The following is a 24,799-nucleotide window of genomic DNA, read 5'->3' on the forward strand; positions in this document are numbered from 1 at the left end:
CAGCCAAAGGCCCAAGTCCACATGCCCGTCCTGAACCGCATCGCCGATTTCACCGACCAGATGACCGCATGGCGCCGCCACCTGCATCAGCATCCCGAACTGGGCTTCGACTGCCACCAGACGGCGGCCTTCGTGGCTGAACGCCTGCGCGATTTTGGGATCGACCAGATCCATGAAGGTATCGGGCGCACGGGTATCGTCGCCATCATCGACGGTCAGGGCGACGGCCCCACCATCGGGCTGCGCGCCGACATGGACGCGCTGCCGCTGGATGAAGTGACGGGGGCGGAATGGGCCTCGACGGTGCCGGGGCGCATGCATGCCTGCGGGCATGACGGCCATACCACCATGCTGCTGGGTGCGGCGAAATACCTGTCCGAGACGCGCAATTTCGCCGGCCGCGTCGCGCTGATCTTTCAACCAGCCGAGGAAAACGGCGGTGGCGCAAATATCATGGTGCGCGAAGACATCATGGGCCGTTTCAACATCGCGCGGGTCTTCGCCATGCACAACAATCCCGGCCAGCCGGTCGGCAGCCTGTGGACCACGCCCGGCCCCATCATGGCCGCTGTCGACACGTTCGAGATCCACGTGCAGGGTCGCGGCGGTCATGGTGCCATGCCGCATCTGACGACCGATCCCATCGTCGCGGCGGTGGGCATCGTCGGCGCCATCCAGACGATCAGCAGCCGCAACCATGATACGGCCGAGGATCTGGCGATTTCCGTCACGCAGATCCATTCGGGCAGCGCCGACAACATCGTGCCCGACACGGCCTATATCTGCGGCACGGTCCGGACCTTTGCGCCCCATGTGCGTCAGATGGTCCGCGACCGGATGACGCGGATCTGCGAGGGGCAGGGGGCCAGCTATGAGGTCAAGGTCATGCTGGACTATCAGGAAGGGTACCCGGCGACCGTCAACGACCCCGACCAGACCGCCTTTGCCGCCGCGACCGCGCGCGAGATCGTGGGCGACGCCAATGTCGCCGATGACAAGGGCCGCGAGATGGGGGCCGAGGATTTCAGCTATATGCTGAACGAACGCCCCGGCTGCTATCTGTTCCTGGGGCAGGGCGAAGGGCCGGGGCTGCACAATCCCGGTTACGATTTCAACGATGAGATCGCCCCCATCGGCGCCAGCTTTCTTGCGCGGCTGGTCGAACGCGCCCAACCCCGCAGGGCTTAACGGGCGTTCACGCAGGCGTTTGCCGCCCAGCCCCGCACGGGGGCGGGCGCTTTCTTGCCAAGCGTCGGTCGCGCCGCTAGGTTGCGCGCCAATCAAGCCACGGTTTGCGGGCTTTTCCGCGGCCCCGTTTCTCGAAAGGACCATGAATGTTCGTGACCCCAGCTTATGCCCAGGCCGCCGGTGGCGCAGGTGGTGGTGCAGCCTTTGCACAGTTCATCCCGCTGATCCTGATCTTCCTGATCATGTATTTCCTGATGATCCGCCCCCAGCAGAAGCGTGCCAAGCAGCACCGCGAGATGGTCTCGAACGTCAAGAAGGGCGATACCGTCATCACCCAGGGCGGCATCCTGGCCAAGGTCGCCTCGGTCCGCGACGACGAACTGGAAGTCGAGATTGCCCAGGGCGTGCGCATCCGCGTCGTTCGCAGCACCATCGCGCAGGTCGTCAACAAGACCGAACCTGTCGCCGCCAACAACTGAAAGGCGTAAGCCAAAATGCTGCAGATTGACCGCTGGAAGCGCGTCCTGATCATCGGGATCTGCCTTCTCGGGCTGCTCTTCGCGTTGCCCAATGCCTTCTACAAGCGGGTCGAGGCGCATAACGACGCCGTGTCCCAGATCGAGGCCACCGGCGTCGAGACGCCCGAACTGATCGCGGCCCGCGACGCCTGGCCGTCCTGGCTGCCAAGCAATCTGGTCAATCTGGGCCTGGACCTGCGCGGAGGCGCCCATCTGCTGGGCGAAGTGCAGGTCGAGCAGGTCTATAAAAGCCGCATGGACGCCATCTGGCCCGAACTGCGCCGCGCCATGGCCGCCGAACGCGACACCATCGGCGCCATCCGCCGCGTGCAGTCCCCCGACGGTCAGCTGGCCGTCGAGATCGGCAATGCCGACCAGATGGCCCGCGCCGTGGAAATCGCCCGCGGATTTTCCGACCCCGTCACGACCCTGACGGGCGCGGGTCAGCAGTCGCTGGCCATCAGCACCCAAGGGTCGCGGCTGACCATCCAGCTGTCGGATGCCGAAAAGGCCGTCACCGATGACCGCACCATCCAGCAATCGCTGGAGATCGTGCGCCGTCGCGTGGACGAGGTCGGCACCCGCGAACCCACCATCATGCGCCAGGGCGAGGATCGCATCCTGATCCAGGTCCCCGGCATCGGCTCGGCCGCCGAACTGAAGGAGCTGATCGGCACGACCGCACAGCTGACCTTCAACCCGGTCGTCGGCACCACCGGCGACGGCGAAAGCGATCCCGGCATCGGGCAGTTCATCGCACCCTCGGTCGATCAGCAGGGCGTCTTCTACATCCTGGAAGACACCCCCGTCGTCACCGGCGAGGATCTGGTCGATGCCATGACCGCCAGCGATGAAAACGGCCTGCCCTCGGTCAACTTCCGTTTCAACCCATCGGGCGCGCGGGCCTTCGGGGCCTATACCTCGGCCAATATCGGTCAGCCCTTCGCGATCGTTCTGGACAATGAGGTCATCTCGGCCCCGGTCATCCGTTCGGCCATCACGACGGGTTCGGGCCAGATCTCGGGCTCGATGGGCTTCGAGGAGGCGAACCGCCTGGCCGTCCTGCTGCGCGCCGGTGCCTTGCCCGCGGAAATGACCTTCCTGGAGGAACGCACCGTCGGTCCCGAACTGGGACAGGACAGCATCGATGCGGGCAAGATCGCGGCAGGCGTGGGCTTTGCCGCCGTCGTCGCGCTGATGATCCTGTCCTATGGCCGCTTCGGCGTCTTTGCCACTGTGGCCCTGGCCTTCAACATGCTGTTGCTGTTTGCAGTGCTGTCGGTGATCGGCGCGACGCTGACCTTGCCGGGCATCGCCGGGATCGTGCTGACCATCGGCATGGCGGTCGATGCCAACGTGCTGGTCTTTGAACGCATCCGCGAGGAACTGAAGACCGCCCGCGGCCCCGCCCGCGCCATCGAGACGGGCTATGAAAAGGCGATGTCGGCCATCGTGGACGCCAACATCACCACCCTGATCGTGGCCGCCATCCTGTTCGTGCTGGGCTCGGGCCCGGTCAAGGGGTTCGCGGTGACGCTGACCATCGGGATCGTGACTTCGGTCTTTACCGCGCTGTTCGTGACACGCCTGATTACCGTCATGTGGTTCGAGCGTGCGCGCCCCAAGCAGATCGAGGTGTGATATGGCCTTCCGTTTGAAACTTGTCCCCGACGACACCAGGATCGACTTCTTCCGCCTGCAGAAGGTGACCTTCGGGCTGTCGGCGCTGCTGATGGTGCTGTCGGTCGTGGTTCTGCTGGTGAATGGTCTGAACTTCGGCATCGATTTCCGGGGCGGGACGACCATCCGCACGGAATCCTCGCAGCCGGTCGATATCGGCGCCTATCGCGATGCGCTGCAGCCCCTGGATCTGGGGGACGTGGCCATCACGCAGGTCTTCGACCCCAGCTTCCGCGACGATCAGCATGTCGCGCAGGTGCGCATCAGCGCGCAGGACGGCGTCGAGGCCGTCACCCCCGAGCTGATCACTGCCGTCGAGGGGGCGCTGCAGACGGTCGATCCGTCGATCAGCTTCCCGTCGGTGGAATCGGTCGGGCCCAAGGTCTCGGGTGAATTGATCCAGACCGCCATCTATTCGGTTCTGGCGGCCTTGGCGGCGATCTCGGTCTATATCTGGCTGCGGTTCGAATGGCAGTTCGCCGTGGGGGCGATCGTGTCGCTGTTCCACGACGTGCTGCTGACCATGGGGCTGTTCGCGGCCTTCCAGATCCGCTTTGACCTGACCACCATCGCGGCGTTGCTGACCATCGTCGGCTATTCGATCAACGACACGGTCGTGGTCTTTGACCGGCTTCGTGAAAATCTGATGAAGTTCAAGCAGACGCCTCTGCGAGACCTGATGAACCTCTCGGTGAACGAGACGCTGTCGCGGACCATCATGACCTCGGGGACGACGCTGGTGGCGCTGATCGCGCTGCTGGTCCTGGGTGGCGACGTGATCCGGGGCTTTGTCTTCGCGATCACCTTCGGTATCTTCGTGGGCACCTATTCGTCGATCTATGTGGCGAAGAACTTCGTTCTGTGGCTGGGCGTCCGGCGGGACTGGGGCAAGCCCGATCCCAAGGACCCGAACGCCAAACCGCGCAAACCCGTGTCGCCCTTCGAGGGCGCCGAGGAGGGTTGATGATCCTGAACCCCACCGATTTCGAAGGCGCGAATGCCGTGGACAGCTATGGCCCCGGCTTCTTCCGGGTGGCTGGTAAGGTGCATCAGGGGGCCATCGTCGTGGAAAGCGACCGCGTGGCATCCTGGGGCGGCCTGTCGGACCTGGCCGCGCTGACGGAACTGGCGGGGCGGATCGACGTCCTGTTCCTGGGCATGGGCGACCAGATCGCCTATGCCCCCCGCGACATCGTCGCCGCGATGGAGGCCGCCGGCATCCGTGTCGAGGCGATGAATTCGCCCACTGCAGCGCGCACCTATAACGTGACCCTGTCGGAAGGTCGCCGCGTCGCCTGCGCCCTTCTGCCCCTGTGAGCCTGCTGACGGTCCACGACCTGACCGTCGCGCGCGGCGGGCTGCGGGCCGTCGAGGGCGTCAGCTTTTCCCTGAACTCCGGACAGGCGCTGATCCTGAAAGGCCCGAACGGCATCGGCAAGACCACCCTGCTGCGGACCGTTGCGGGCCTGCAGCGCCCCGTTACGGGAACGGTCGCCATGGCCGAGGATGCCGTCGCCTATGCCGCCCATTCCGACGGGTTGAAATCATCCCTGACCGCCCGTGAAAATCTTGGCTTCTGGGCGCGTGTCTTTGGTGGCGGCGGGATCGACGCCGCGCTGGCCGCGGTGGATCTAGCCGCCTTGGCAGACCGGCCCGCAGGCGCGCTGTCGGCGGGTCAGAAGCGGCGTCTGGGGCTGGCGCGGCTGATCGTCAGCGGTCGGCCGCTTTGGGTGCTGGACGAACCGACGGTGTCACTGGATGCGGCATCGGTTGCGCGTTTCGCACAGGTGGTCGGCACGCATCTGGTGGCGGGCGGGGCGGCGCTGATAGCCACCCATATCGACCTTGGGCTGCCCGACGCGCAGATGCTGGACCTGACGCCCTTCCGCGCCCGACCCGGACCCGTCACCCGCCCGTCCGGCTTCAACGAGGCTTTCGCATGATCGCGCTGCTGCTGCGCGACCTGCGCCTTGCCACGCGGGCAGGGGGCGGTTTCGGCCTGGGCGTCGCCTTTTTCCTGATCCTCTCGGCGCTGGTGCCCTTCGGCATCGGTCCCGACCGGGCGGCGCTGGCACCTGTCGCGCCGGGCATCCTGTGGGTGGGGGCGCTTCTGTCCTGCCTGTTGTCGCTGGACCGCATCTTTGCGCTGGACCACGAAGACGGCAGCTTGGACCTGTTGGCCACCGCCCCGATTCCGCTGGAAGGCGCCGTCGCTGTCAAGGCGCTGGCCCATTGGATCACCACCGGCCTGCCGCTGATCTTGGCGGCCCCGGTCTTTGCCATCCTGCTGCAATTGCCGGTCCGGGCCATGCCGATGCTGATCCTGTCGCTGCTGATCGGCACGCCCGCGCTGTCGATGCTGGGCGCGTTCGGCGCGGCGGTCACCGTCGGGCTGCGGCGCGGTGGGTTGCTGCTGTCGCTTCTGGTGCTGCCACTTTACATCCCCACCCTGATCTTCGGGGCCGAGATCACCCGCAGGGGCGCGGAAGACCTGCCCGTCACCACGCCCCTTGTGTTCCTGGGTGCGGTGACGCTGATGGTGCTGGCGCTGATCCCCTTTGCCGCGGCGGCGGCCTTGCGGGTCAATCTGCGGTGAACCCGTCCCAAAGGGCTTGAGCGGCCCGCCACAGGACAGATAAGGAAGAGCCATGTCGATCTGGGAATATGCAAATCCGGCCAAGTTCATGCGCACCACCGACAGGGTCCTGCCCTGGCTGGTGGTCGGTGCCGCGATCTGCGTGACGGGTGGCCTTGTCTGGGGCTTTCTGACGCCCGACGATTACCGCCAGGGATCGACCGTCAAGATCGTCTTCCTGCATGTGCCTGCAGCCCTGATGGCGATCAACATCTGGGTGATGATGCTGGTCGCCTCGCTGATCTGGATCATCCGGCGCCACCATGTCAGCGCGTTGGCTGCCAAGGCCGCGGCGCCCATCGGCGCGGTGATGACGCTGATCGCACTGATCACCGGCGCGATCTGGGGCCAGCCGATGTGGGGGACATGGTGGGAATGGGACCCGCGGCTGACATCCTTCCTGATCCTGTTCCTGTTCTATGTCGGCTATATCGCGCTTTGGTCGGCGATCGAGGATCCCGACAGCGCCGCCGACCTGACCGGCGTCGTTTGCCTGGTGGGGTCGGTCTTTGCCCTTCTGTCGCGCTATGCGGTGCTGTTCTGGAACCAGGGCCTGCATCAGGGCGCGTCCCTGTCGGTTCAGTCCGGCGAAAGGATGAGCGCGGTCTATCGCCACCCTCTCTATCTGTCGATGATCGGCTTCGGGCTTCTGTTCCTGGCGCTGGTCGTGATCCGCACCCGTACTGAAATCCGCAAGCGGCGTCTGGCCGCATTGCAAGCCCAAGAGGCCCGTGCATGATCGATCTTGGACGTTATGCCGGAACGGTTCTGGCCGCCTATGGCGTCTCGCTGCTGTTGTTGGCCGGTCTGGTCTGGCACAGCGTCGCTGCCAATGCCCGCGCCCGCCGCAACCTGGAAAAGCACAAGACCGATGCCTAGGATTTCCCCCCTGATGCTGCTGCCCCCGGCGATCTTCGTGGCTTTGGCCGCGACCTTTCTGTGGGGGATGAACCGCGAAGATCCGGGCAACCTGCCTTCGACCATGATCGGCCGGCAGGCCCCCGCCATTCCCCAGACGACCCTGCCGGGCAAGCAGCAGCTGACCGATGCCATGCTGCGCGAACCGGGCGTCAAGCTGGTCAATTTCTGGGCCAGCTGGTGCCCGCCCTGCCGCGCCGAGCACCCGACCCTGACCGAATTGTCGGCCCGCCTGCCGGTCTATGGCGTCGACCTGAAGGACCCCGAAGGCGCAGCCTTGTCCTTCCTGGCCGACGACGGCGATCCCTTTGCAGCCATCGCGACCGATCCCCGCGGGCGCACCGCCATCGACTGGGGCGTCACCGCCCCGCCCGAGACCTTCATCATCGACGGCGATGGCAACGTCCTCTATCGCCACGCTGGCCCCCTGATCCGCGAAGATTACACCAACCGGTTTCTGCCCCAGCTTGAAAAGGCCCTTGCCGCACAAGACTAGGTTGCGCCCCTGCGTCAACTTGATCACACTGACCCGATCAAGCCGATATCAGGGAGAAGTGCGATGACGCGAACAGGTCTGGCCCTTGCATTGCTGCTGGGCAGTGCATCCTTGGCGGGGGCCCAACAGGCCACCGATGCGATTTCCCCCGAAGCCGCATCCGCCACCGACATCACGACCGAAGGGTTCGGCGATCTGGACCAGCCTGCCCGCGACGGTCTGACGGCCAAATCCGAAGGACGCCCGGTCACATCGCAGAACTGGATGGTCACCGCCGCCCACCCGCTGGCAGTCCAGGCCGGCGCCCGCGTGCTGGAGGCCGGTGGCAGCGCCGCCGATGCCATGGTCGCCGTCCAATCCGTCCTGGGGCTGGTCGAACCGCAAAGCTCGGGCCTTGGGGGCGGCGCCTTCCTGGTCTGGTATGACGCCGAAAGCGGTGAACTGACCACGCTGGACGGCCGCGAGACCGCACCCATGGATGTGACGCCGACCCTGTTCCAGGATGAGAACGGCGAACCGCTGGAGTTCATGGATGCCGTCATCGGTGGACGTTCCGTCGGCACGCCCGGCACGCCGCGCCTTCTGGAAACCGCCCATCGCAAATGGGGCAAGTCGAACTGGTCCACCCTGTTCCAGGACGCGATCACCCTAGCCGATCAGGGCTTCACCGTGTCGCCCCGTCTGGCCGAACTGGTCGCGGGGGAAGGTGATGACCTGTCGCGCTATCCCGCGACCAAGGATTATTTCTTTCCCGATGGCCAGCCCGTCGCCCAAGGCAGCACGCTGAAGAACCCGGCCTATGCCGACACCCTGCGCGCCATCGCCAAGGACGGCGCCGATGCCTTCTATCAGGGGCCGATCGCCGAACAGATCACCGCGGCCGTGCGGGGGGCGACCGACAACCCGGGCTATCTGTCGGCGTCCGACCTGGAACATTACCAGGTCATCGAACGCCCCGCCGTCTGCGCCGAATATCGCGACCATGACGTCTGCGGCATGGGGCCGCCATCGTCAGGGGGGCTGACCCTGGGGCAGATTCTGGGCATGCTGGACAATCACGATCTGTCGGCGGGACCCGAGGATGCCGACAACTGGCGCATGATCGGCGATGCGTCGCGGCTGGCCTTCGCGGATCGCGGCCGCTACATGGCCGACAGCGATTTCGTTCCCATGCCTACCGAAGGGCTGATCGACCCGGAATACCTGGCCAAGCGGGCCGAATTGCTGGCCGGTGATGACAGCCTGCCCGAGGTTGCGCCGGGCAGCCCCGGTTGGTCGCATGCGATGCTGTGGGGACAGGACAGCGCGCTGGAACTGCCTTCGACCACGCATATCTCGATCGTCGATGCGGATGGCAACGCCCTGTCGATGACCACCACGATCGAGAACGGCTTCGGGTCCCGGCTGATGGCGGGCGGTTTCCTTCTGAACAACGAACTGACCGATTTCAGCTTCGAAACCCATGACGATGCGGGCTATCCCATCGCCAATGCCATCGCACCGGGCAAAAGGCCCCGTTCGTCCATGGCACCGACCATTGTGATGAAGGATGACGCACCCGTCATGGTGATCGGATCGCCGGGCGGCAGCCGCATCATCGGCTATGTTGCCAAGGCGATCATCGCGCATCTGGATTGGGGCATGGATATCCAACAGGCCGTGGCGTCGCCCAACATCCTGAACCGCTTCGGCACGATGGACGTGGAACCCGGCCTGCCTGCCGCCCTGACCGAAGGCCTGACCGCGATGGGGTTCGAACTGTCCGAAACGGACCTGACTTCGGGCCTGCAGGGCATTGTCCTGTCGCCCGACGGGCTGGAGGGTGGCGTCGATCCGCGGCGCGAAGGCGTGGCGATCGGCGGCTAACAGGGGGCAACCCCCGCTCCGACAGGCTCGTCACAAAGCTGTCCGGCTTCTTCTTTGTCCAAATACCCACTGGACGACCGCGCAGCAAAAAGCCCCCGACCGATGGCCGGGGGCTTTCGCATTTTTTAGATGGCGCGATCAGGACGCAGCAAGGTCGCGCAGCACATAATGCAGCACGCCGCCGTTCTTCAGATAGTCGATCTCGACCTCCGTATCGACGCGGGCCTTCAGCTGGATCGTCTTCTGCGTGCCGTCCTTGTAGGTGATGGTGCAGGGCACCAACGACAGCGGCTTGAATTCGCCCGACAACCCGTCGATCGTGATGGTCTCGTCACCGGTCAGCTTCAGCGAATGGCGGGTGTCGCCTTCGGTGAATTCGAACGGGATGACGCCCATGCCGACCAGGTTCGAACGGTGGATACGTTCGAAGCTCTCGGCGATGACCGCCTTGACGCCCAGCAGATTGGTGCCCTTGGCCGCCCAGTCACGCGACGAACCCGCGCCGTATTCGATGCCGCCGATCACGACCAGGGGCGTGCCCTGTTCGACATAGGACATGGCGGCGTCATAGATCGCAGCTTCGTTGCCGTCGGCATCCTTCGAGTAGCCACCCTCGACGCCGTCCAGCATCTCGTTCTTGATACGGATGTTGGCGAAGGTGCCGCGCATCATGATCTCGTGGTTGCCGCGACGCGAGCCATAGCTGTTGAAGTCGCGGACCGGGACCTGACGCTCGGTCAGGTACTGGCCGGCGGGCGTCGTCGGCTTGAACGAACCGGCCGGGCTGATGTGGTCGGTCGTGATCATGTCGCCCAGCAGCGCCAGGATGCGGGCACCCTTGACGTCGCTGATCGTGCCCGGTTCCTGGGACATGCCTTGGAAATAGGGCGGGTTCTGGATGTAGGTCGAGTTCGCCGGCCAGTCATAGGTTTCGCTGTCGGTGACCTCGACGCCCTGCCAGCGCTCGTCGCCCTTGAAGACGTCGGCGTATTTCGCCTGGAACATCTCACGCGTGACGACGCTGTCGACCAGGTCCGACACTTCTTTCGAAGTCGGCCAGACATCCTTCAGATAAACGTCCTGCCCATCCTTGCCTTTGCCCAAGGGCTCGGTCGTCAAGTCGATGTTCATGTCACCGGCCAGCGCATAGGCCACGACCAGCGGGGGCGAGGCCAGATAGTTGGCGCGGACATCGGGGCTGATGCGGCCTTCGAAGTTGCGGTTGCCCGACAGGACCGAGACGGCGACCAGATCGTTGTCGTTGACCGATTTCGAGATCTCGGGCTGCAAGGGACCCGAGTTGCCGATGCAGGTGGTGCAACCGTAACCGACCAAGTCGAAACCGATGGCGTCCAAGTCTTCCTGCAGACCGGCCGATTCCAAGTATTCGGACACGACCTGCGAACCGGGTGCCAGCGAGGTCTTGACCCAAGGCTTGCGGGTCAGGCCCAATTCGCGCGCTTTGCGGGCGACCAGACCGGCGGCCATCATCACATAGGGGTTCGAGGTGTTCGTGCACGACGTGATCGAGGCGATCACGATCGAGCCGTCGCGCAGGGTGTAATCCTCGCCCTCGACGGTGCCGGATTTCAGGTGGCCATGGCTGTCGCCGGGAATGTCGCTCGGTGCGGGCTGGCCGCCTTCTTCCGCCCAGTCACCCTTTTCCTCGGCGGGAACCGAAGGTGCTTTGCGCAGGCCCTTGATGTAATCGCTGAACGCGGTCGCGGATTCGGTCAGCGCGACGTGATCCTGCGGACGCTTGGGGCCCGAGATGGCCGGAACGACGGTCGACTGGTCCAGCTTCAGCGTCGACGAATAGACCGGCGCGTAATCGGCGGTGCGCCAGAAGCCGTTTTCCTTGGCATAGGCTTCGACCAGCGCGATGCGGTCTTCCTCGCGGCCCGTCTGACGCAGATAGCGCAGGGTCTCATCGTCGATGGGGAAGAAGCCGCAGGTGGCACCGTATTCGGGGGCCATGTTGGCGATGGTGGCGCGATCGGCCAGCGGCATGTTGTCTAGGCCTTCGCCATAGAATTCGACGAACTTGCCGACGACGCCATGCTTGCGCAGCATCTGCACGACGCGCAGCACCAGGTCGGTGGCGGTCACGCCCTCGGCCAGTGCGCCGGTGACCTCGAAGCCCACGACCTCGGGGATCAGCATCGAGATTGGCTGGCCCAGCATCGCGGCCTCGGCCTCGATGCCGCCCACGCCCCAGCCCAGCACGGCCAGGCCGTTGACCATGGTGGTATGGCTGTCGGTGCCGACCAGCGTGTCTGGATAGGCGACTTCGTTGCCGTTCTGGTCCTTGTCGGTCCAGACGGTCTGGGCCAGATATTCCAGGTTCACCTGGTGGCAGATGCCGGTTCCGGGGGGAACAACGCGGAAGTTGTTGAAGGCTTTCTGGCCCCATTTCAGGAACGTGTACCGCTCCATGTTGCGCTCGTATTCCAGCTCGACGTTGCGCTGGAAGGCGCGGGGGGTGCCGAATTCATCGATCATGACCGAATGGTCGATGACCAGGTCGACCGGGTTCAGCGGGTTGATCTTCTGGGCGTCGCCGCCCAGGGCCTTGATGCCGTCGCGCATGGCGGCCAGGTCGACCACGGCGGGAACGCCGGTAAAGTCCTGCATCAGCACGCGGGCAGGGCGATAGGCGATCTCGCGCGGGTTCTTGCCGCCAAGGGTCGCCCATTCGGCGAAGGCCTTGATGTCGTCGACCGACACGGTGTGGCCGCCATCCTCGAAGCGGAGCATGTTTTCCAGCACGACCTTCAGCGCGGCCGGCAGTTTCGAGAAATCGCCAAGGCCTGCCTCGGTGGCGGCGGCGATCGAGTAATAGTCGACCTTGCTGTCGCCGACCGCAAGCGTGCGGCGGGTCTTGGCGGTATCGGTTCCGGTGGTGATCGGCATCAGGGCCTCCCTGTCTGGAAGTATGGATGGGTCTGGCATGCGTATCCCTGCTTTGCCCCATCGGGGGGTGTATCGCAAGGGCGCTGTCGAAAGATTGTATGCAATCGCATACCATACTTGGCTCTGTTGCTCAAGGGGCACGCCGCGGAAAGCGGCGCCCCGCTGACGAAGCCTTGATTTGGCCTTTACGGGTCGGGGTCGCTATCAGTGTTGCCAAGATGAAGATCAAGGAACTGCAGATGTTGTCTGTGTCGGGCTGGTGCCGGACCCGAAACCGAAACCGCCACTGGCTGGCGGGTGTCTTCGTGGCTGCTGTCCTGTCGGGGGGCGGGCCCGCCGTCGCGCAGCCGATCATTTTGGCGCCCGACGATCCGGGCCGCATCGTCCCGTCGCTGTCCGAGGCGCTGGAAAACGGGGGGTTCAGCAATTTCTCGGCGTCGGACGTCGCGCCCCCGACCGCGGACCTGCCGGATGCGACGCAGCCGGTGGTGGTCGAGCTGTTCACCTCTCAGGGCTGTTCATCCTGTCCGCCGGCCGATGCGATGCTGTCGCGGCTGGCGCGGCAGAGCGACGTCCTGCCGTTGTCCTATCATGTCGATTACTGGGATTACCTTGGCTGGGCCGACAGCTTTGCCCAGCCCGAATTCACCGAACGCCAGGAAGCCTATGCCAGGGCTGCGGGCGAAAGATCGGTCTATACGCCGCAGATAATTGTGGGCGGCAGCGAAACCGCCGTGGCGCCGGGCCCCACCCAGCTGATGGGCCTGATCGACGGTCGGCGCTTTGCCGCCACCACCGTCAGCGTCATGCGCGAACCGAACGACACCGGCGAGACAATCGAGATGTCCCCCCTGTCCGACCTGGGCGACCAGATCGACATCGTGCTGGTCCGCTATGCCCCTGAACGCCAAGTCGCCCTGACCGAGGGAGAGAACCGCGGCCGCAGCATCACCTATACCAATGTCGTGCTGGCGATGCAGAAGCTGACGACCTGGGACGGCACGACGACGCTGCGGCTGAACGTGCATCCCGAACAGTTCAGCGACGAACGCTTTGGCCCCGATACCCGCCATGTGGTGCTGGTCCAGCAGATGATCGGCAAGCATCGCCTGCCGGGAACCATCCTGACTGCGATCCGCCTGGACTAGGGTGCGTGCGGATCAAGGCGGCAAGGCCCTTGCGGCGGAATGCGGCGCGGGCGACAAGATCGCCAAATGGAATGGGTCATGCGCAGGATGACCAAGGAAACAAGCGGATAGCCCGATGACGAACAACAAAGCCTGGATCAAGCCCGTGCTGGAATTTGGTCCCCTGATCCTGTTTTTCGGGGTCTTCATGCTGTACCGGGGCCGCGAGGTGACGCTGTGGGGCGAAACCTACAGCGGTTTCATCGTGGCCACGCTGGCCTTCATTCCCGCCATGATCCTGTCGACGCTGATCCAGTGGCGCATCACCGGCAAGCTGGCACCGATGCAGGTGGCGACGCTGGTTCTGGTCATCGTCTTCGGGGGCATGTCGGTCTGGCTGAACGATCCGGCTTTCTTCAAGTTCAAGCCGACGCTGATCTATCTGCTGTTCGCGGCGATCCTTGGGACGGGGCTGGTGCTGCGGCGCAACTGGCTGGGCGCCGTCATGTCCGAGGCCCTGCCCATGGACGAGGCCGGATGGCGCAAGCTGACCTTCCGCATGGCGCTGTTCTTCCTGGCGCTGGCCGTCGCCAACGAGCTGATCTGGCGCAACATGTCCGAAACCACCTGGGTCTATTTCAAGACCTTCGGCCTGCCGGTGCTGATCTTTGTCTTCCTGCTGGGCAATGCGCGGCTCTATCGCGATCACGCCCTGCCTGAAAAGGACGTCTAGGCCCGCATCGCGCCCAAGGCTGCCGGTGCCGCCAGCAGGCGCGACCAGCGCGGATGCGGGCGCACCGGCAGGTGATGGCGCAGCAGCCCAAGTGGCAGCGCCCAAGGGTGGCACAGCGCCGCACGATAGAAATCGAACAGCCCGCCCCGCAGATAGGGCGTCCAATGCGACAGGCGGCGGGCGCCCCGCTCGGTCGGAAAGCCCAGATCGGCCAGCGCGTCCAGCGTTGCGCCATCGTCGATCTGCAGGTCGACCCAATTGGACCTGCTCCGCTCCAGCCCGAAACCCAGGGCGCGTCGCCGGCCGCGCGCCAGCAATTGTTCAAGGATGAAATCGAAGGGGTCGTTCTCGCGGGCGGTGACGTTGATGATCTCGGCCTGACGTCCTGCAGGGTGTGACAGGGCGGCTGCGGCCGTGTCGCGGAATTCGGCCGCGTTCAGCAGGATGACGCGGCCGACGCTGCCTGCATTCGCCCCCTGAAGGGTTTGCAGCGCCACCCGCCCGCCAAGCGAATGGCCGATCAGCCCCACCGGCCGCCCCGACAACTGCGCAAGTTGCGACAGGGTGTCGGCCAAGGCCTGGCCTGCCGCCCCGGCGCGGTCATAGGCGGCGCGCAGAGTGCCGCGCGCCTCCCACCCGAAACCGATGGCCAGCCCGTGATCGGGGCCGCCATCCAGTCCTAGGGCACAGGGCCATGACGTCGTGTGTCGCAGCGGCACGGGGGACAGGATATGGCGATGGGGATCGTGGGCAGGATGGGCGGGGGAATAGCGATAGCCGTGCAGCATGACCAGGATCGGTGCGCCATCGGGCAGGGCGCGTGCCGCCCGTTGCAGGTCCGGCGTCATTCCCTGTTCGGCATTCAGCTGGATCACCGCCATCCCGACCTCCGATGCTGCCCTGTGCGGGACCGTTTCTGGGCCAAGGGTGCGACAAAGGCGTGAACAAGGCGTTAAACCTGCGTGACGCCCGTTGCGTCAGAACAGCGGCATCTGCGGGTCCGTATGGGAGGGCTGATCGCCGTCATGGTTCAGGCCGACGCCCTGCTGGTGGATGGTCATCTCGTCGGCGGGATAGGGTTCCAGCAGCTGAAAGGCCTCGTCCTCGGACCCCAGCAGCCATTGGTCATAGGCGTCGGGCCGCAGGATCACGGGCATGCGGTCGGGGTGGATCGGCGCGACCAGCGCATTCGGCCGGGTGGTGATCATCGAACTGGTCAGCAACGCCCGCCGTTCTTCGCCATAGGGGCCGTCGTAATCCTGCCAGATGCCCGCCAGCGCAAAGGGTGTGCGGTCCTGGGGACCGGTCACGCCGAACCACACATGGGTGGCGGGGTTGCGACCGGTCATCTCGCAGAAGCTGCTGGCGGGGATCAGGCAACGCCTGTGGCGGAATGCACCGCGCCAGAAGGGCGACACGCGCAGCTTGTCGTCGCGGGCATTGTTGACGGCCTTGGGCTGGATCGGCCTGCCGGTGCGGGTCGAGGTTTGCGGCAGAACAAAGCCCCAATGGCTGTAATCCAGCCGCCGCGCGCCCTGCGCGTCCAGCCGGACGATGGCCGCATCGCCCTTGGGAAAGATTGCCGCTTGCGGGGCCGCATTGCCCAGATGGTCGTTTTCGGGGGCGACCGAAAAGACCCGGCGCATCGCCTCGACCGCCGTCGTGTTCGAGAAAAGGTTGCACATCGTGCCAGCCTAGCACCGCCACCGCGGGCCGGAAATCGCCTTAGGGCGGGGTATCGCGTTTTCTGCATTGAATTTTCCCTGCCTGAGCCTCTATGGTGGGGCCATGTGCAATGCGACCTCAACCAGGGGTTGCCAAGCACCGACAGTTTCGCAGCGGGGCACCTCTGGATCCGATCAAGACGACGGAGCAGCCATGTACCCCGCGGAAAACCCGCCCTCCGGTCGCGCCAACCGCGCACGGGGGTGATGAACACAGTGGCCCGGTCGGCCTGACAAGCACCGGGTCTTTCGAAGGAACAGACGCGATGACGCGCGCTTTGGACGGCAGATTTCAGGATGGGCGGGCCGCTGGCCGCGCCGGTCCGAACGCCGTCGCCGAAGACGCCCCCGCGTCCTCATCACACCGCAGCCGCATTCCGGGGATGCCACTGGCACCGCCCGTCACGCGCCTGCGCGAAAGACATATCAATGGCAAACAAGATGCTGATAGACGCGACCCACGCCGAGGAAACTCGGGTGGTCGTGGTGGATGGAACCAAGGTTGAGGAATTCGATTTCGAGACCGTCAACAAGCGTCAGCTGTCAGGTAACATCTACCTGGCAAAGGTGACGCGGGTCGAGCCTTCGCTGCAGGCGGCCTTCGTGGATTACGGCGGAAACCGCCACGGTTTCCTGGCCTTCGCGGAAATTCATCCCGATTATTACCAGATCCCTGCGGCCGATCGCGATGCGCTGCTGGCCGAGGAAAACGACCCGGCCGACGACGAGCCCGAGGAAGCCCCCCGCAAGACGCGGTCGGCATCCCAGGATGATGACGCGACCACCGAGGAGGATGGCGACGACGGCATCGAATCCGTCGCCGAGGAGGACGTGACCGAAGAAGTCCGCGCCCCCCGCAAGCCCCGCGCCCGCCGCTACAAGATCCAGGAAGTCGTCAAGGTCCGCCAGATCATGCTGGTGCAGGTGGTCAAGGAGGAACGCGGCAACAAAGGTGCCGCGCTGACGACCTATCTGTCGCTTCCGGGCCGATACTGCGTCCTGATGCCCAACACGGCGCGTGGTGGCGGCATCAGCCGCAAGATCACCAATGCCGCCGACCGCAAGAAGCTGAAGGACATCGCGGCCGATCTGGACGTCCCGCAGGGCGCGGGCCTGATCATCCGCACCGCCGGCAGCCAGCGCACCCGGACCGAGATCCACCGCGATTACGAATACCTGCTGCGCCTGTGGGAACAGATCCGCGACCTGACCTTCAAATCGGTGGCCCCGGCCGCGATCTATGAGGAAGGCGACATCATCAAGCGCAACATCCGCGACCTCTATAGCGCGGATATCGACGAGGTGCTGGTCGAGGGCGAGCGCGGTTACCGCCTGGCCAAGGACTTCATGAACATGATCATGCCGTCCCATTCCGACAGCGTGAAGCATTACACCGACCAGATGCCGCTTTTTGCCCGTTACCAGGTCGAGAGCTATCTGGCGGGCATGTTCAACCCGGTTGTGCAGCTGAAATCGGGCGGTTACATCGTCATCGGTGTGACCGAGGCGCTGGTCGCCATCGACGTCAACTCGGGGCGGGCCACCAAGGAAGGCTCGATCGAGGACACGGCCGTCAAGACCAACCTGGAGGCCGCCGACGAGGTCGCCCGCCAGCTGCGCCTGCGCGACCTGGCCGGTCTGATCGTCATCGACTTCATCGACATGGACGAGCGCAAGAACAACGCCGCCGTAGAGAAGCGGATGAAGGACAAGCTGAAATCCGATCGCGCCCGCATCCAGGTGGGCCGCATCTCGGGCTTTGGCCTGATGGAGATGTCGCGCCAGCGCCTGCGTCCGGGCATGCTGGAAAGCACGACCCAGCCTTGCGCCCATTGCCACGGCACCGGCCTGATCCGCAGCGATGACAGCCTGGCGCTGACCATTCTGCGCGCGATCGAGGAAGAGGGCACCCGCAAGCGGTCGCGCGAGGTTCTGGTCAAGGCGCCCATCGCGGTCGCCAACTTCCTGATGAACCAGAAGCGCGAGCATATCGCGGGCATCGAGGCGCGTTACGGCATGTCCGTGCGGGTCGAGGCCGATCCGGCGATCACCTCGCCTGATTTCGCCATTGAGAAGTTCAAGACGGCCACCCGCGTGGTTCCCGAACCCTCGCAGGTGCCACTGGGCGTGAATGCCGACCTGATGGCCAGCATCGACCACGAGGAGATCGAGGCCCCCGAGCGCGAGCCCGAGCCCGAGATCGTCCCGGTCGTGGAAATCGCGCAGGTCCCCGTAGCCGCCGAGGCTGAAAAGCCCGAGGAGGCATCTGCCGAGGATGAGGGCGAGGGCGGGCGCTCCCGTCGCCGCCGCCGTCGTCGTCGTCGCAAGACGGGCGATCGCCCCGAAAGTGAGAACGACGACAGCGCCGAAGGCGCGAATGACGCCGAACCCGAGGTCGAGGCCCCTGCCATGACGGCCAAAACCGGAGAAGCGGACGCGCCCGAAGCGGAAGCGGAGACAGAGACAGCCTCGTCGGGTCGCCGCCGGTCGCGCTCGCGGTCGCGCACCCGCAAGCCCGTCGAGAGCGAAGCCCTGCCCGAGGTGGTGGATCTGTCGGGCGAGGCCGATGGCGGTCGCGCCGCGGCCTTCCCGACGGCGGTCGAAGCCCCCGAAGCCCCTGCGGAAGCGGTTCAGGCCCAGCCCCCCGCACCCGAGGCGATCCCCGCAGAGGCCGTGGCCGAAGCACTGGTCGAAACCGCATCCGAACCTGCCGCCGCACCGGCCCAGGCCCCGGTGGCGGCCAACCAGCCCGAACCCGCGTCCGACGATGCGCCGCGCAAGCGTCGTGGTTGGTGGTCGGGCCGCTAAGCGCGCCAACAGCTGACAAGACAGGGGCGCTGCAGCCATGCCGCGCCCCTTTTTCGTGCCGGTCACGGGCCTTCCCACGAAGCCGTGACGCAATGCCCTCTGTCCTTCTGCGCAATGACCGGTAAGGTGCCGGACATGTTGGGAATCGAACTCGCCTCTGCCGCTTTCCTGCCTGCCGCCTTCGTGGCGCTGCTGGCGGGTATTCTGTCCTTCCTGTCGCCCTGCGTGCTGCCCATCGTGCCACCTTACCTGGCCTATATGACCGGGGTCGGGGTGAACGGGCTCAAGACGCGCGAACGCAGTGCCGTGGTCCCGGCGCTGTTCTTCGTGATGGGGCTGTCGACGGTCTTTCTGATCATGGGTTTCGCGGCTTCGGCATTTGGCCGGGCTTTCCTGCAATATCAGGATCTTCTGGCACGAATTGCAGGTGTCATGGTGATCATCATGGGCCTGCATTTCCTGCATGTCTTCCGCATCCCCCTGCTGGATCAGGAAGCGCGAGTGAACGCCGGCAAGCAGGATGGCGGTGCCTTGGGGGCCTATGCCCTGGGCCTTGCCTTCGCCTTTGGCTGGACGCCTTGCATCGGTCCGCAGCTGGGCATGATCCTGTCGCTGGCCGCCACCGGGGGAGAACTGTCGCGCGGCACGGCGCTGCTGGCGGTCTATGCTTTGGGTCTTGGCATTCCCTTCCTGCTGGCGGCGATCTTCATCAACCGCGCCATCGGCCTGATGAACCGGATCAAGCCCTATCTGAAGACGATCGAGCGGATCATGGGCGCGCTGCTGGTCGTGGTCGGGGTGATGTTGCTGACCGGGGCCTTCTCGGCCTTCAGTTTCTGGCTGCTGGAGGCATTCCCTGCGCTGGCAACGCTTGGCTGACACGAAAAGGGGATCGCCGTGAAGCCTGACCATCCCGAACATGCCGCGCCGGCCGACGCCGACGCCCGCCGCGCGGTGGAACCCGTCATCTGCTATCCGGTCGATGCCCTGCCGCGGCCTGATCTGACCGCCTATCGCGCCGCCCGGACCGGCTGGCAGCAGACGGCCCAGATCGTGGTGCCGCCGCGCGATGCCGCCTGTTTCGATGTGCCCGCCGGGCATTTCTTCCGCATCCTCAGCGTCGAGGGGCCTCAGGTCGGCGATCTGAACCTGTGGGCTGCGGACCTGTCGGCGCGCTTCTATTCGGGCAAGACGCGCGCGCTGCATGGGACGCATCTGTCCACGGGCGACCGGCTGTGGTCGAACCTGCCCGACCTGCGCCCTCTGGCCACCATCACAGATGACACACTGGACTGGTACGGCTTCGACCACTTTGGCGGCAGCGTCCATGACGTAATCGGGACGCGTTGCGATCCTTATACCCACAACCTGCTGTCGGGCGGGGCGCAGTATCACCATTGCTGCCATTCCAACCTGACGCGGGCCTTGGCGGATGCGCGCGGCATGACGCTGGATCAGGCAGAAACACATGTCCATGACGTATTGAACGTCTTCATGTGCACGGGCTTTACCCGCGACACCGGCCAGTATTTCATGAAGGCCAGCCCGGTCCGTCCCGGCGACTATCTGGAATTCATGGCCGAGACCGATCTGCTGGGCGCGCTGTCGGCCTGTCCGGGTGGTGATTGCGGCGGAGAGCATTCGTCCGACACCGCGCAATGCCATCCGCTGGTCGTGCAGGTCTTTGCACCCGTGCGGCCCCCCGAAGGCTGGGCGCCATCGCAATCGGGCGGTTATGATCGCAGCCACGGTCGGCGCTAAGTTCACGATCCCGCGCCTCCACAATCTATAGTGGCGCGGCCCCCGCAATCGCGCTATCCTTCTGCGCAGATCCGGGAAAACCGGACAGGACAGAGGCAGTGACGGCGGTATTTCCATGACCGATATGGTTTTTGGCACGGCGCCCGCACGGGCGGGTGATCCCATTCTTCCGCGTTGGTGGCGGACAGTGGACAGGTGGGCGCTGTTCTGCGTGCTGTCCCTGTTCGCGATCGGGCTTTTGCTGGGGCTTGCGGCCTCGGTTCCGCTGGCGGAGAAGAACAACCTGCCACGGTTCTATTATGTCCAGCGGCAGGCTGTCTTCGGCGGCCTGGCCCTGGGGGTGATGCTGGTGATCTCGATGATGTCGCCGCGCCAGATCCGTCGCATTGGGGTGCTAGGCTTCGCGGTGGCCTTCACGGCCATTCTGTTGCTGCCCTTCATCGGCACGGATTTCGGCAAGGGGGCGACGCGCTGGCTCAGCCTTGGTTTCGTGTCGATCCAGCCGTCGGAATTCCTCAAGCCGGGATTCGTGGCGCTCTGCGCCTGGTTCATGGCCGCCTCGATGGAGATCGGCGGCCCGCCGGGCAAGCTCTACTCTTTCATCGCGGCGGCGACGGTGGTGATCCTGCTGGCGCTGCAGCCCGATTTCGGACAGGCCTCGCTGGTGCTGTTTTCCTGGCTGGTGATGTATTTCGTCGCCGGTGCGCCCATGATCCTGCTGCTGGGCGTGGCGGGCATGGCGCTGATGGGCGGGGTCTTCGCCTATGGCGCATCCGAACACTTTGCCCGGCGCATCAACGGCTTTCTGTCGCCCGACATCGATCCGCGCACCCAGATCGGCTATGCCACCAATGCCATCCAAGAGGGCGGCTTCTTCGGTGTCGGCGTGGGCGAGGGGACGGTGAAATGGTCGCTGCCCGATGCCCATACCGACTTCATCATCGCCGTCGCCGCCGAGGAATACGGCCTGATCATGGTCCTGACCGTGATCACGCTCTACATGACCATCGTCGTGCGGTCGCTGCTGCGCCTGCTGAAGGAGCGTGATCCCTTCGCCCGCATCGCCGGCACGGGGCTGGCCTGCGCCTTTGGCGTTCAGGCGCTGATCAACATGGGTGTTGCCGTCCGACTGCTGCCCGCCAAGGGCATGACCTTGCCCTTCGTCAGCTATGGCGGCTCCTCGGTGATCGCCTCGGGGATCGCGGCGGGGATGCTGCTGGCGCTGACCCGCACCCGCCCCCAGGGCGAGATCGCCGAAATCCTGCGCCGAGGCCGCTGATGTCCGAACCCCTTGCCCTGATCGCTGCCGGTGGAACCGGTGGCCACATGTTCCCCGCCCAATCCCTGGCCGAGATGCTGCTGGCCAATGGCTGGCGGGTCCGCCTGTCCACCGACGAACGCGGCGCGCGCTATGCGGGTGGCTTTCCCGACGCGGTCGAACGCCAGATCGTCAGGTCCGCCACCACCGCGCGCGGCGGTGTCGCGGGCAAGCTGGCGGCGCCCTTCAAGATCGGGTCCGGCATCTGGGCCGCACGTCGCGCGTTCCGCCGTGACCGGCCCGACGTGGTGGTGGGATTTGGCGGCTATCCGACCATCCCGGCGTTGTCGGCTGCCTGGTCATTGGGCCTGCCGCGGATGATCCATGAACAGAACGGCGTCATGGGGCGGGTGAACCGGCTGTTTGCTGGCCGCGTCCACCGGGTCGCCTGCGGCATCTGGCCGACCGATCTGCCACCGGGCGTCAGCGGCTTGCATGTGGGCAATCCCGTCCGCGCCGCGGTGCTGGATCATGCCGCCGCGCCCTATGTCGCGCCGGGGCAGGGGGATCTGCACCTGCTGGTGATCGGCGGCAGCCAAGGCGCACGCGTGCTGTCGGACCTGGTGCCCGCGGCGCTGGCTGCGCTGCCCGACGACATGCGCGCCCGCCTGATCGTCAGCCACCAGGCCCGCGCCGAAGATGCCGACCGCGTGATCGCCACCTATGCCGATGCAGGCATCCGGGCCGAGGTTCATGCCTTTTTCTCGGACGTTCCGGAACGTCTGGCGCAGGCGCAGCTGGTCATCAGCCGGTCGGGCGCATCGTCGCTGGCCGACATCACAGTCATCGGCCGGCCTTCGATCCTGATCCCCTTCGCGGCGGCGACGGGCGATCACCAGACCGCCAATGCGCAGGCTTTGGCCGAAAGCGGTGCCGCGCTGGTCCATCCGGAATCGCTGCTTGACGTCGAAAGCCTCACGCGCGACATCCGCGCGATCCTGAATGATCCCGCGCAGGCCACGGCCATGGCCCAGGCTGCGCTGTCCCTTGCCCGTCCCGATGCGGCGCGGCGCCTTTACGACCTCGTCACGGAGATTGTGCGATGAATGCGGCGACGAAACTGCCCGGCGAACTTGGGCCCATCCATTTTGTGGGGATCGGCGGCATCGGCATGTCCGGCATTGCCGAAGTGCTGCTGACCCTTGGCTATCGCGTGCAGGGCAGTGATTTGAAGACATCGAAGATCACCGACCGGCTGGTCAGCTTGGGCGCGCAGGTATTCGAAGGCCAGCGGGCCGAGAACGTGGAAGGGGCGGGCGTCATCGTCGTCTCGACCGCGATCAAGAAGGGCAACCCCGAGCTGGAGGAAGCCCGCCGCCGCGGTCTGCCCATCGTGCGCCGCGCCGAGATGCTGGCCGAGCTGATGCGGATGAAGTCGAACATCGCCATCGCCGGCACCCATGGCAAGACCACGACCACCACGATGGTCGCCACGCTGCTGGATGCGGGCGGCGTCGATCCGACCGTCATCAATGGCGGCGTGATCCATGCCTATGGGTCGAACGCGCGGGCCGGTGCCGGCGAATGGATGGTGGTCGAGGCTGATGAAAGCGACGGGAGCTTCAACCGCCTGCCGGCCGATATTGCCATCATCACCAATATCGACCCCGAGCATATGGAGCATTGGGGCAGCTTCGATGCGCTGCGCCAAGGCTTCTACAACTTCGCGTCCGGCATTCCCTTCTATGGTCTGGCCGTCTGCTGCACCGACCACCCCGAGGTTCAGTCCTTGGTCGGCAAGCTGACCGATCGCCGTGTCGTCACCTTCGGCTTCAACGCACAGGCGGATGTCCGGGCCGTGAACCTGCGCTATGACAAGGGCATCGCCCATTTCGATATTGCCTTGCAGGGCGAAACGCCCGACAACGCGTTGACCCCCGTCATGATCGAAGGCTGCACCTTGCCGATGCCGGGCGATCACAACGTGTCGAACTGCTTGGCTGCCGTGGCCGTCGCCCGTCACCTTGGCATCAAGAAGTCGGAAATCCGCGAGGCCCTGGCCAAGTTCGGCGGCGTCGGTCGGCGTTTCACCCGCGTGGGAGAGATCGGCGGCGTGACCATCATCGACGATTACGGGCACCACCCGGTCGAAATCGCCGCCGTCCTGAAGGCCGCGCGCCAGGCGACCACGGGCCGGGTCATCGCCGTTCATCAGCCGCACCGCTATTCCCGCCTGTCGACGTTGTTCGACGATTTCTGCACCTGTTTCAACGAAGCCGATGTCGTGGCCATCGCCGATGTCTATGCCGCCGGAGAGGACCCGATCCCTGGTGCTGGGCGCGACGATCTTGTTGCGGGCCTGATCGCCCATGGTCACCGCCATGCCCGCGCCATCCTGTCCGAGGATGATCTGGAACGGCTGGTTCGGGAACAGGCACGGCCGGGCGACATGGTCGTCTGTCTTGGGGCGGGGACGATCTCGGCCTGGGCCAACAATTTGCCGGCACGGCTGCAGGGACAGGCTGCATGACGGGCATCGCGCTGCCGCCATTCCCGGTGATCGCCCTTGCGTTGACCGGGATATGGCTGCTGGCCGCCTGTCTGGTGCCCCTTTTGCCAAACCGTTTGCGGCCCGCTGCGATCGTGATCCTGATCGTGCTGGGCGTTCCGAGCCTGGGTTGGCTGACGCTGCTTTGGGGGCCGGGGATCGGCGTGGCCAGCCTGGCGCTTGGGCTGCTGGCGCTGATCGTGCGGCCCCTGGGGCGCCGCCGCGCCGCGATACCGCCCGCGATCGATGGCGGGCAGCATCCGTGAACCCCTGGATCATTGCCGCGCTTTGCCTGGCCGGATCCGGCTTCATCGCCTGGGGCAGTGCAAGGCTGAAGCTGCGCTGGCCACTGGTGGTGCTGGCCCTGCTGCTGATGGCCATCGCCTTTCAGCTGCTTCATGCTGCGCGGGGGCGCGACGGGTTCCGCGATCTGGCGGCCATCGTGGCCCAGGCCTTTACCGTTCTGCCCGCCCTGCTGGGGATGGCGGTGGGTCTGGCCATCGCCCATGTCCGGCACCACAAGGTCAGATGGCGCCGTTGGGCGGGTCTGGTCACGGCGGGGGCATCCCTGACGGCGCTTGGTGCAGCGGTGGCGACTTTCCTGATCTGACCTTCGGGCGCTGTTG

Annotated in this window: 24 protein-coding genes; 21 read left to right on the plus strand and 3 right to left on the minus strand. The window is 65.4% G+C overall.

The genetic code is table 11. From position 1 onward, the window contains the following. Positions 1-21 precede the first annotated feature (21 nt). The 11 genes from DKT70_RS10245 to ggt all read left to right on the plus strand — a co-directional run bounded on the left by DKT70_RS10245 (position 22) and on the right by ggt (position 9,301). Complete coding sequence (locus DKT70_RS10245) at positions 22-1,188, plus strand: M20 aminoacylase family protein (RefSeq protein ID WP_111559047.1); 1,167 nt, start codon at positions 22-24, stop codon at positions 1,186-1,188. A 146-nt stretch (positions 1,189-1,334) separates the two neighbouring features. Next, positions 1,335-1,667, plus strand: coding sequence for a preprotein translocase subunit YajC (gene yajC, locus DKT70_RS10250; protein ID WP_072297030.1), 333 nt, complete (start codon positions 1,335-1,337; stop codon positions 1,665-1,667). A 15-nt stretch (positions 1,668-1,682) separates the two neighbouring features. Continuing rightward, complete coding sequence (secD, locus tag DKT70_RS10255; RefSeq protein ID WP_111559048.1) at positions 1,683-3,347, plus strand: protein translocase subunit SecD; 1,665 nt, start codon at positions 1,683-1,685, stop codon at positions 3,345-3,347. A gap of 1 nt (position 3,348) precedes the next feature. Continuing rightward, complete coding sequence (secF, locus tag DKT70_RS10260; protein WP_111559049.1) at positions 3,349-4,350, plus strand: protein translocase subunit SecF; 1,002 nt, start codon at positions 3,349-3,351, stop codon at positions 4,348-4,350. Continuing rightward, positions 4,350-4,703, plus strand: a complete 354-nt coding sequence (locus DKT70_RS10265) for an Mth938-like domain-containing protein (RefSeq protein WP_072297027.1) — start codon at positions 4,350-4,352, stop codon at positions 4,701-4,703. Before secF ends, DKT70_RS10265 begins: the two co-directional genes overlap by 1 nt. After that, entirely contained in the window at positions 4,700-5,329 is a 630-nt protein-coding gene (gene ccmA / locus DKT70_RS10270; RefSeq protein WP_111559050.1) for a heme ABC exporter ATP-binding protein CcmA, read from the plus strand. Before DKT70_RS10265 ends, ccmA begins: the two co-directional genes overlap by 4 nt. Next, positions 5,326-5,982 carry a heme exporter protein CcmB gene (ccmB, locus tag DKT70_RS10275; RefSeq protein ID WP_111559051.1) on the plus strand — a complete coding sequence of 219 codons (657 nt, stop codon included), beginning with the start codon at positions 5,326-5,328 and terminating at the stop codon, positions 5,980-5,982. Before ccmA ends, ccmB begins: the two co-directional genes overlap by 4 nt. 52 nt (positions 5,983-6,034) lie before the next feature. Further along, a complete protein-coding gene (locus tag DKT70_RS10280; protein ID WP_111559052.1) occupies positions 6,035-6,760 on the plus strand; it encodes a heme ABC transporter permease in 726 nt (241 codons plus the stop codon). Then, positions 6,757-6,900 carry a heme exporter protein CcmD gene (gene ccmD / locus DKT70_RS10285; RefSeq protein ID WP_072297023.1) on the plus strand — a complete coding sequence of 48 codons (144 nt, stop codon included), beginning with the start codon at positions 6,757-6,759 and terminating at the stop codon, positions 6,898-6,900. The genes DKT70_RS10280 and ccmD overlap by 4 nt, the downstream gene beginning before the upstream one ends. 13 nt (positions 6,901-6,913) lie before the next feature. Continuing rightward, positions 6,914-7,435, plus strand: a complete 522-nt coding sequence (locus DKT70_RS10290) for a DsbE family thiol:disulfide interchange protein (RefSeq protein WP_111559053.1) — start codon at positions 6,914-6,916, stop codon at positions 7,433-7,435. A 63-nt stretch (positions 7,436-7,498) separates the two neighbouring features. Next, positions 7,499-9,301: a gamma-glutamyltransferase gene (ggt, locus tag DKT70_RS10295; RefSeq protein ID WP_111559054.1), complete on the plus strand. Its 1,803-nt coding sequence runs from the start codon at positions 7,499-7,501 to the stop codon at positions 9,299-9,301. Between the two features lie 138 nt (positions 9,302-9,439). On the opposite strand, the gene acnA is transcribed toward ggt, so the two are convergent. Next, positions 9,440-12,214, minus strand: a complete 2,775-nt coding sequence (gene acnA, locus DKT70_RS10300) for an aconitate hydratase AcnA (protein ID WP_111559055.1) — start codon at positions 12,212-12,214, stop codon at positions 9,440-9,442. Positions 12,215-12,432: 218 nt separating this feature from the next. Here acnA and DKT70_RS10305 point away from each other — a divergent pair, with 218 nt between their 5' ends. Together DKT70_RS10305 and DKT70_RS10310 are read left to right on the plus strand one after the other, a co-directional pair. Next, a complete protein-coding gene (locus DKT70_RS10305; protein ID WP_158529993.1) occupies positions 12,433-13,362 on the plus strand; it encodes a DUF1223 domain-containing protein in 930 nt (309 codons plus the stop codon). Positions 13,363-13,477: 115 nt separating this feature from the next. Continuing rightward, positions 13,478-14,074, plus strand: coding sequence for an inner membrane-spanning protein YciB (locus DKT70_RS10310; RefSeq protein ID WP_111559057.1), 597 nt, complete (start codon positions 13,478-13,480; stop codon positions 14,072-14,074). Here the strand turns inward: DKT70_RS10310 and DKT70_RS10315 are convergent. Together DKT70_RS10315 and DKT70_RS10320 are read right to left on the minus strand one after the other, a co-directional pair. Further along, positions 14,071-14,955 carry a DUF726 domain-containing protein gene (locus DKT70_RS10315; RefSeq protein WP_111559058.1) on the minus strand — a complete coding sequence of 295 codons (885 nt, stop codon included), beginning with the start codon at positions 14,953-14,955 and terminating at the stop codon, positions 14,071-14,073. The two genes, DKT70_RS10310 and DKT70_RS10315, sit on opposite strands and share 4 nt — an antisense overlap. A 96-nt stretch (positions 14,956-15,051) precedes the next feature. Continuing rightward, on the minus strand, positions 15,052-15,759 hold the full coding sequence (locus DKT70_RS10320; RefSeq protein WP_111559059.1) for an SOS response-associated peptidase: 708 nt from the start codon (positions 15,757-15,759) through the stop codon (positions 15,052-15,054). Between the two features lie 468 nt (positions 15,760-16,227). Between DKT70_RS10320 and DKT70_RS10325 the strand changes: the two genes are divergently transcribed. From DKT70_RS10325 to DKT70_RS10360, 8 genes are all read left to right on the plus strand, one after another. Continuing rightward, positions 16,228-18,606 (plus strand): Rne/Rng family ribonuclease, encoded by a 2,379-nt coding sequence (locus DKT70_RS10325; RefSeq protein WP_111559060.1) that lies wholly within the window; start codon positions 16,228-16,230, stop codon positions 18,604-18,606. A gap of 135 nt (positions 18,607-18,741) precedes the next feature. Then, complete coding sequence (locus DKT70_RS10330; RefSeq protein ID WP_111559061.1) at positions 18,742-19,485, plus strand: cytochrome c biogenesis CcdA family protein; 744 nt, start codon at positions 18,742-18,744, stop codon at positions 19,483-19,485. An 18-nt stretch (positions 19,486-19,503) separates the two neighbouring features. Next, complete coding sequence (locus DKT70_RS10335; RefSeq protein WP_111559062.1) at positions 19,504-20,367, plus strand: urea carboxylase-associated family protein; 864 nt, start codon at positions 19,504-19,506, stop codon at positions 20,365-20,367. 115 nt (positions 20,368-20,482) lie between these two features. After that, positions 20,483-21,646 (plus strand): putative lipid II flippase FtsW, encoded by a 1,164-nt coding sequence (gene ftsW / locus DKT70_RS10340; protein WP_111559063.1) that lies wholly within the window; start codon positions 20,483-20,485, stop codon positions 21,644-21,646. Then, positions 21,646-22,731: a UDP-N-acetylglucosamine--N-acetylmuramyl-(pentapeptide) pyrophosphoryl-undecaprenol N-acetylglucosamine transferase gene (locus DKT70_RS10345; protein ID WP_111559064.1), complete on the plus strand. Its 1,086-nt coding sequence runs from the start codon at positions 21,646-21,648 to the stop codon at positions 22,729-22,731. Before ftsW ends, DKT70_RS10345 begins: the two co-directional genes overlap by 1 nt. Further along, a complete protein-coding gene (murC, locus tag DKT70_RS10350; protein ID WP_111559065.1) occupies positions 22,728-24,155 on the plus strand; it encodes a UDP-N-acetylmuramate--L-alanine ligase in 1,428 nt (475 codons plus the stop codon). Before DKT70_RS10345 ends, murC begins: the two co-directional genes overlap by 4 nt. Beyond that, positions 24,152-24,439, plus strand: coding sequence for a DUF2484 family protein (locus tag DKT70_RS10355; RefSeq protein WP_111559066.1), 288 nt, complete (start codon positions 24,152-24,154; stop codon positions 24,437-24,439). Before murC ends, DKT70_RS10355 begins: the two co-directional genes overlap by 4 nt. Continuing rightward, on the plus strand, positions 24,436-24,783 hold the full coding sequence (locus DKT70_RS10360) for a hypothetical protein (protein WP_111559067.1): 348 nt from the start codon (positions 24,436-24,438) through the stop codon (positions 24,781-24,783). The genes DKT70_RS10355 and DKT70_RS10360 overlap by 4 nt, the downstream gene beginning before the upstream one ends. Positions 24,784-24,799 lie beyond the last annotated feature (16 nt).

The sequence above is a fragment of the Paracoccus sediminilitoris genome, assembly GCF_003259195.1.
Taxonomy (GTDB): domain Bacteria; phylum Pseudomonadota; class Alphaproteobacteria; order Rhodobacterales; family Rhodobacteraceae; genus Paracoccus; species Paracoccus sediminilitoris.

Excerpts from the sequence above, each read along its gene's own strand:
- ccmB (WP_111559051.1), top strand. The coding sequence starts at position 5,326 with ATGATCGCGCTGCTGCTGCGCGACCTGCGCCTTGCCACGCGGGCAGGG.
- DKT70_RS10355 (WP_111559066.1), top strand. The coding sequence starts at position 24,152 with ATGACGGGCATCGCGCTGCCGCCATTCCCGGTGATCGCCCTTGCGTTG.
- yajC (WP_072297030.1), top strand. The coding sequence starts at position 1,335 with ATGTTCGTGACCCCAGCTTATGCCCAGGCCGCCGGTGGCGCAGGTGGT.
- ftsW (WP_111559063.1), top strand. The coding sequence starts at position 20,483 with ATGACCGATATGGTTTTTGGCACGGCGCCCGCACGGGCGGGTGATCCC.
- DKT70_RS10305 (WP_158529993.1), top strand. The coding sequence starts at position 12,433 with ATGAAGATCAAGGAACTGCAGATGTTGTCTGTGTCGGGCTGGTGCCGG.
- acnA (WP_111559055.1), bottom strand. The coding sequence starts at position 12,214 with ATGCCGATCACCACCGGAACCGATACCGCCAAGACCCGCCGCACGCTT.
- secD (WP_111559048.1), top strand. The coding sequence starts at position 1,683 with ATGCTGCAGATTGACCGCTGGAAGCGCGTCCTGATCATCGGGATCTGC.
- DKT70_RS10330 (WP_111559061.1), top strand. The coding sequence starts at position 18,742 with ATGTTGGGAATCGAACTCGCCTCTGCCGCTTTCCTGCCTGCCGCCTTC.
- murC (WP_111559065.1), top strand. The coding sequence starts at position 22,728 with ATGAATGCGGCGACGAAACTGCCCGGCGAACTTGGGCCCATCCATTTT.
- DKT70_RS10265 (WP_072297027.1), top strand. The coding sequence starts at position 4,350 with ATGATCCTGAACCCCACCGATTTCGAAGGCGCGAATGCCGTGGACAGC.
- ccmD (WP_072297023.1), top strand. The coding sequence starts at position 6,757 with ATGATCGATCTTGGACGTTATGCCGGAACGGTTCTGGCCGCCTATGGC.
- DKT70_RS10310 (WP_111559057.1), top strand. The coding sequence starts at position 13,478 with ATGACGAACAACAAAGCCTGGATCAAGCCCGTGCTGGAATTTGGTCCC.
- DKT70_RS10325 (WP_111559060.1), top strand. The coding sequence starts at position 16,228 with ATGGCAAACAAGATGCTGATAGACGCGACCCACGCCGAGGAAACTCGG.
- ggt (WP_111559054.1), top strand. The coding sequence starts at position 7,499 with ATGACGCGAACAGGTCTGGCCCTTGCATTGCTGCTGGGCAGTGCATCC.
- DKT70_RS10280 (WP_111559052.1), top strand. The coding sequence starts at position 6,035 with ATGTCGATCTGGGAATATGCAAATCCGGCCAAGTTCATGCGCACCACC.
- DKT70_RS10290 (WP_111559053.1), top strand. The coding sequence starts at position 6,914 with ATGCTGCTGCCCCCGGCGATCTTCGTGGCTTTGGCCGCGACCTTTCTG.
- DKT70_RS10345 (WP_111559064.1), top strand. The coding sequence starts at position 21,646 with ATGTCCGAACCCCTTGCCCTGATCGCTGCCGGTGGAACCGGTGGCCAC.
- DKT70_RS10315 (WP_111559058.1), bottom strand. The coding sequence starts at position 14,955 with ATGGCGGTGATCCAGCTGAATGCCGAACAGGGAATGACGCCGGACCTG.
- secF (WP_111559049.1), top strand. The coding sequence starts at position 3,349 with ATGGCCTTCCGTTTGAAACTTGTCCCCGACGACACCAGGATCGACTTC.
- DKT70_RS10245 (WP_111559047.1), top strand. The coding sequence starts at position 22 with ATGCCCGTCCTGAACCGCATCGCCGATTTCACCGACCAGATGACCGCA.
- DKT70_RS10320 (WP_111559059.1), bottom strand. The coding sequence starts at position 15,759 with ATGTGCAACCTTTTCTCGAACACGACGGCGGTCGAGGCGATGCGCCGG.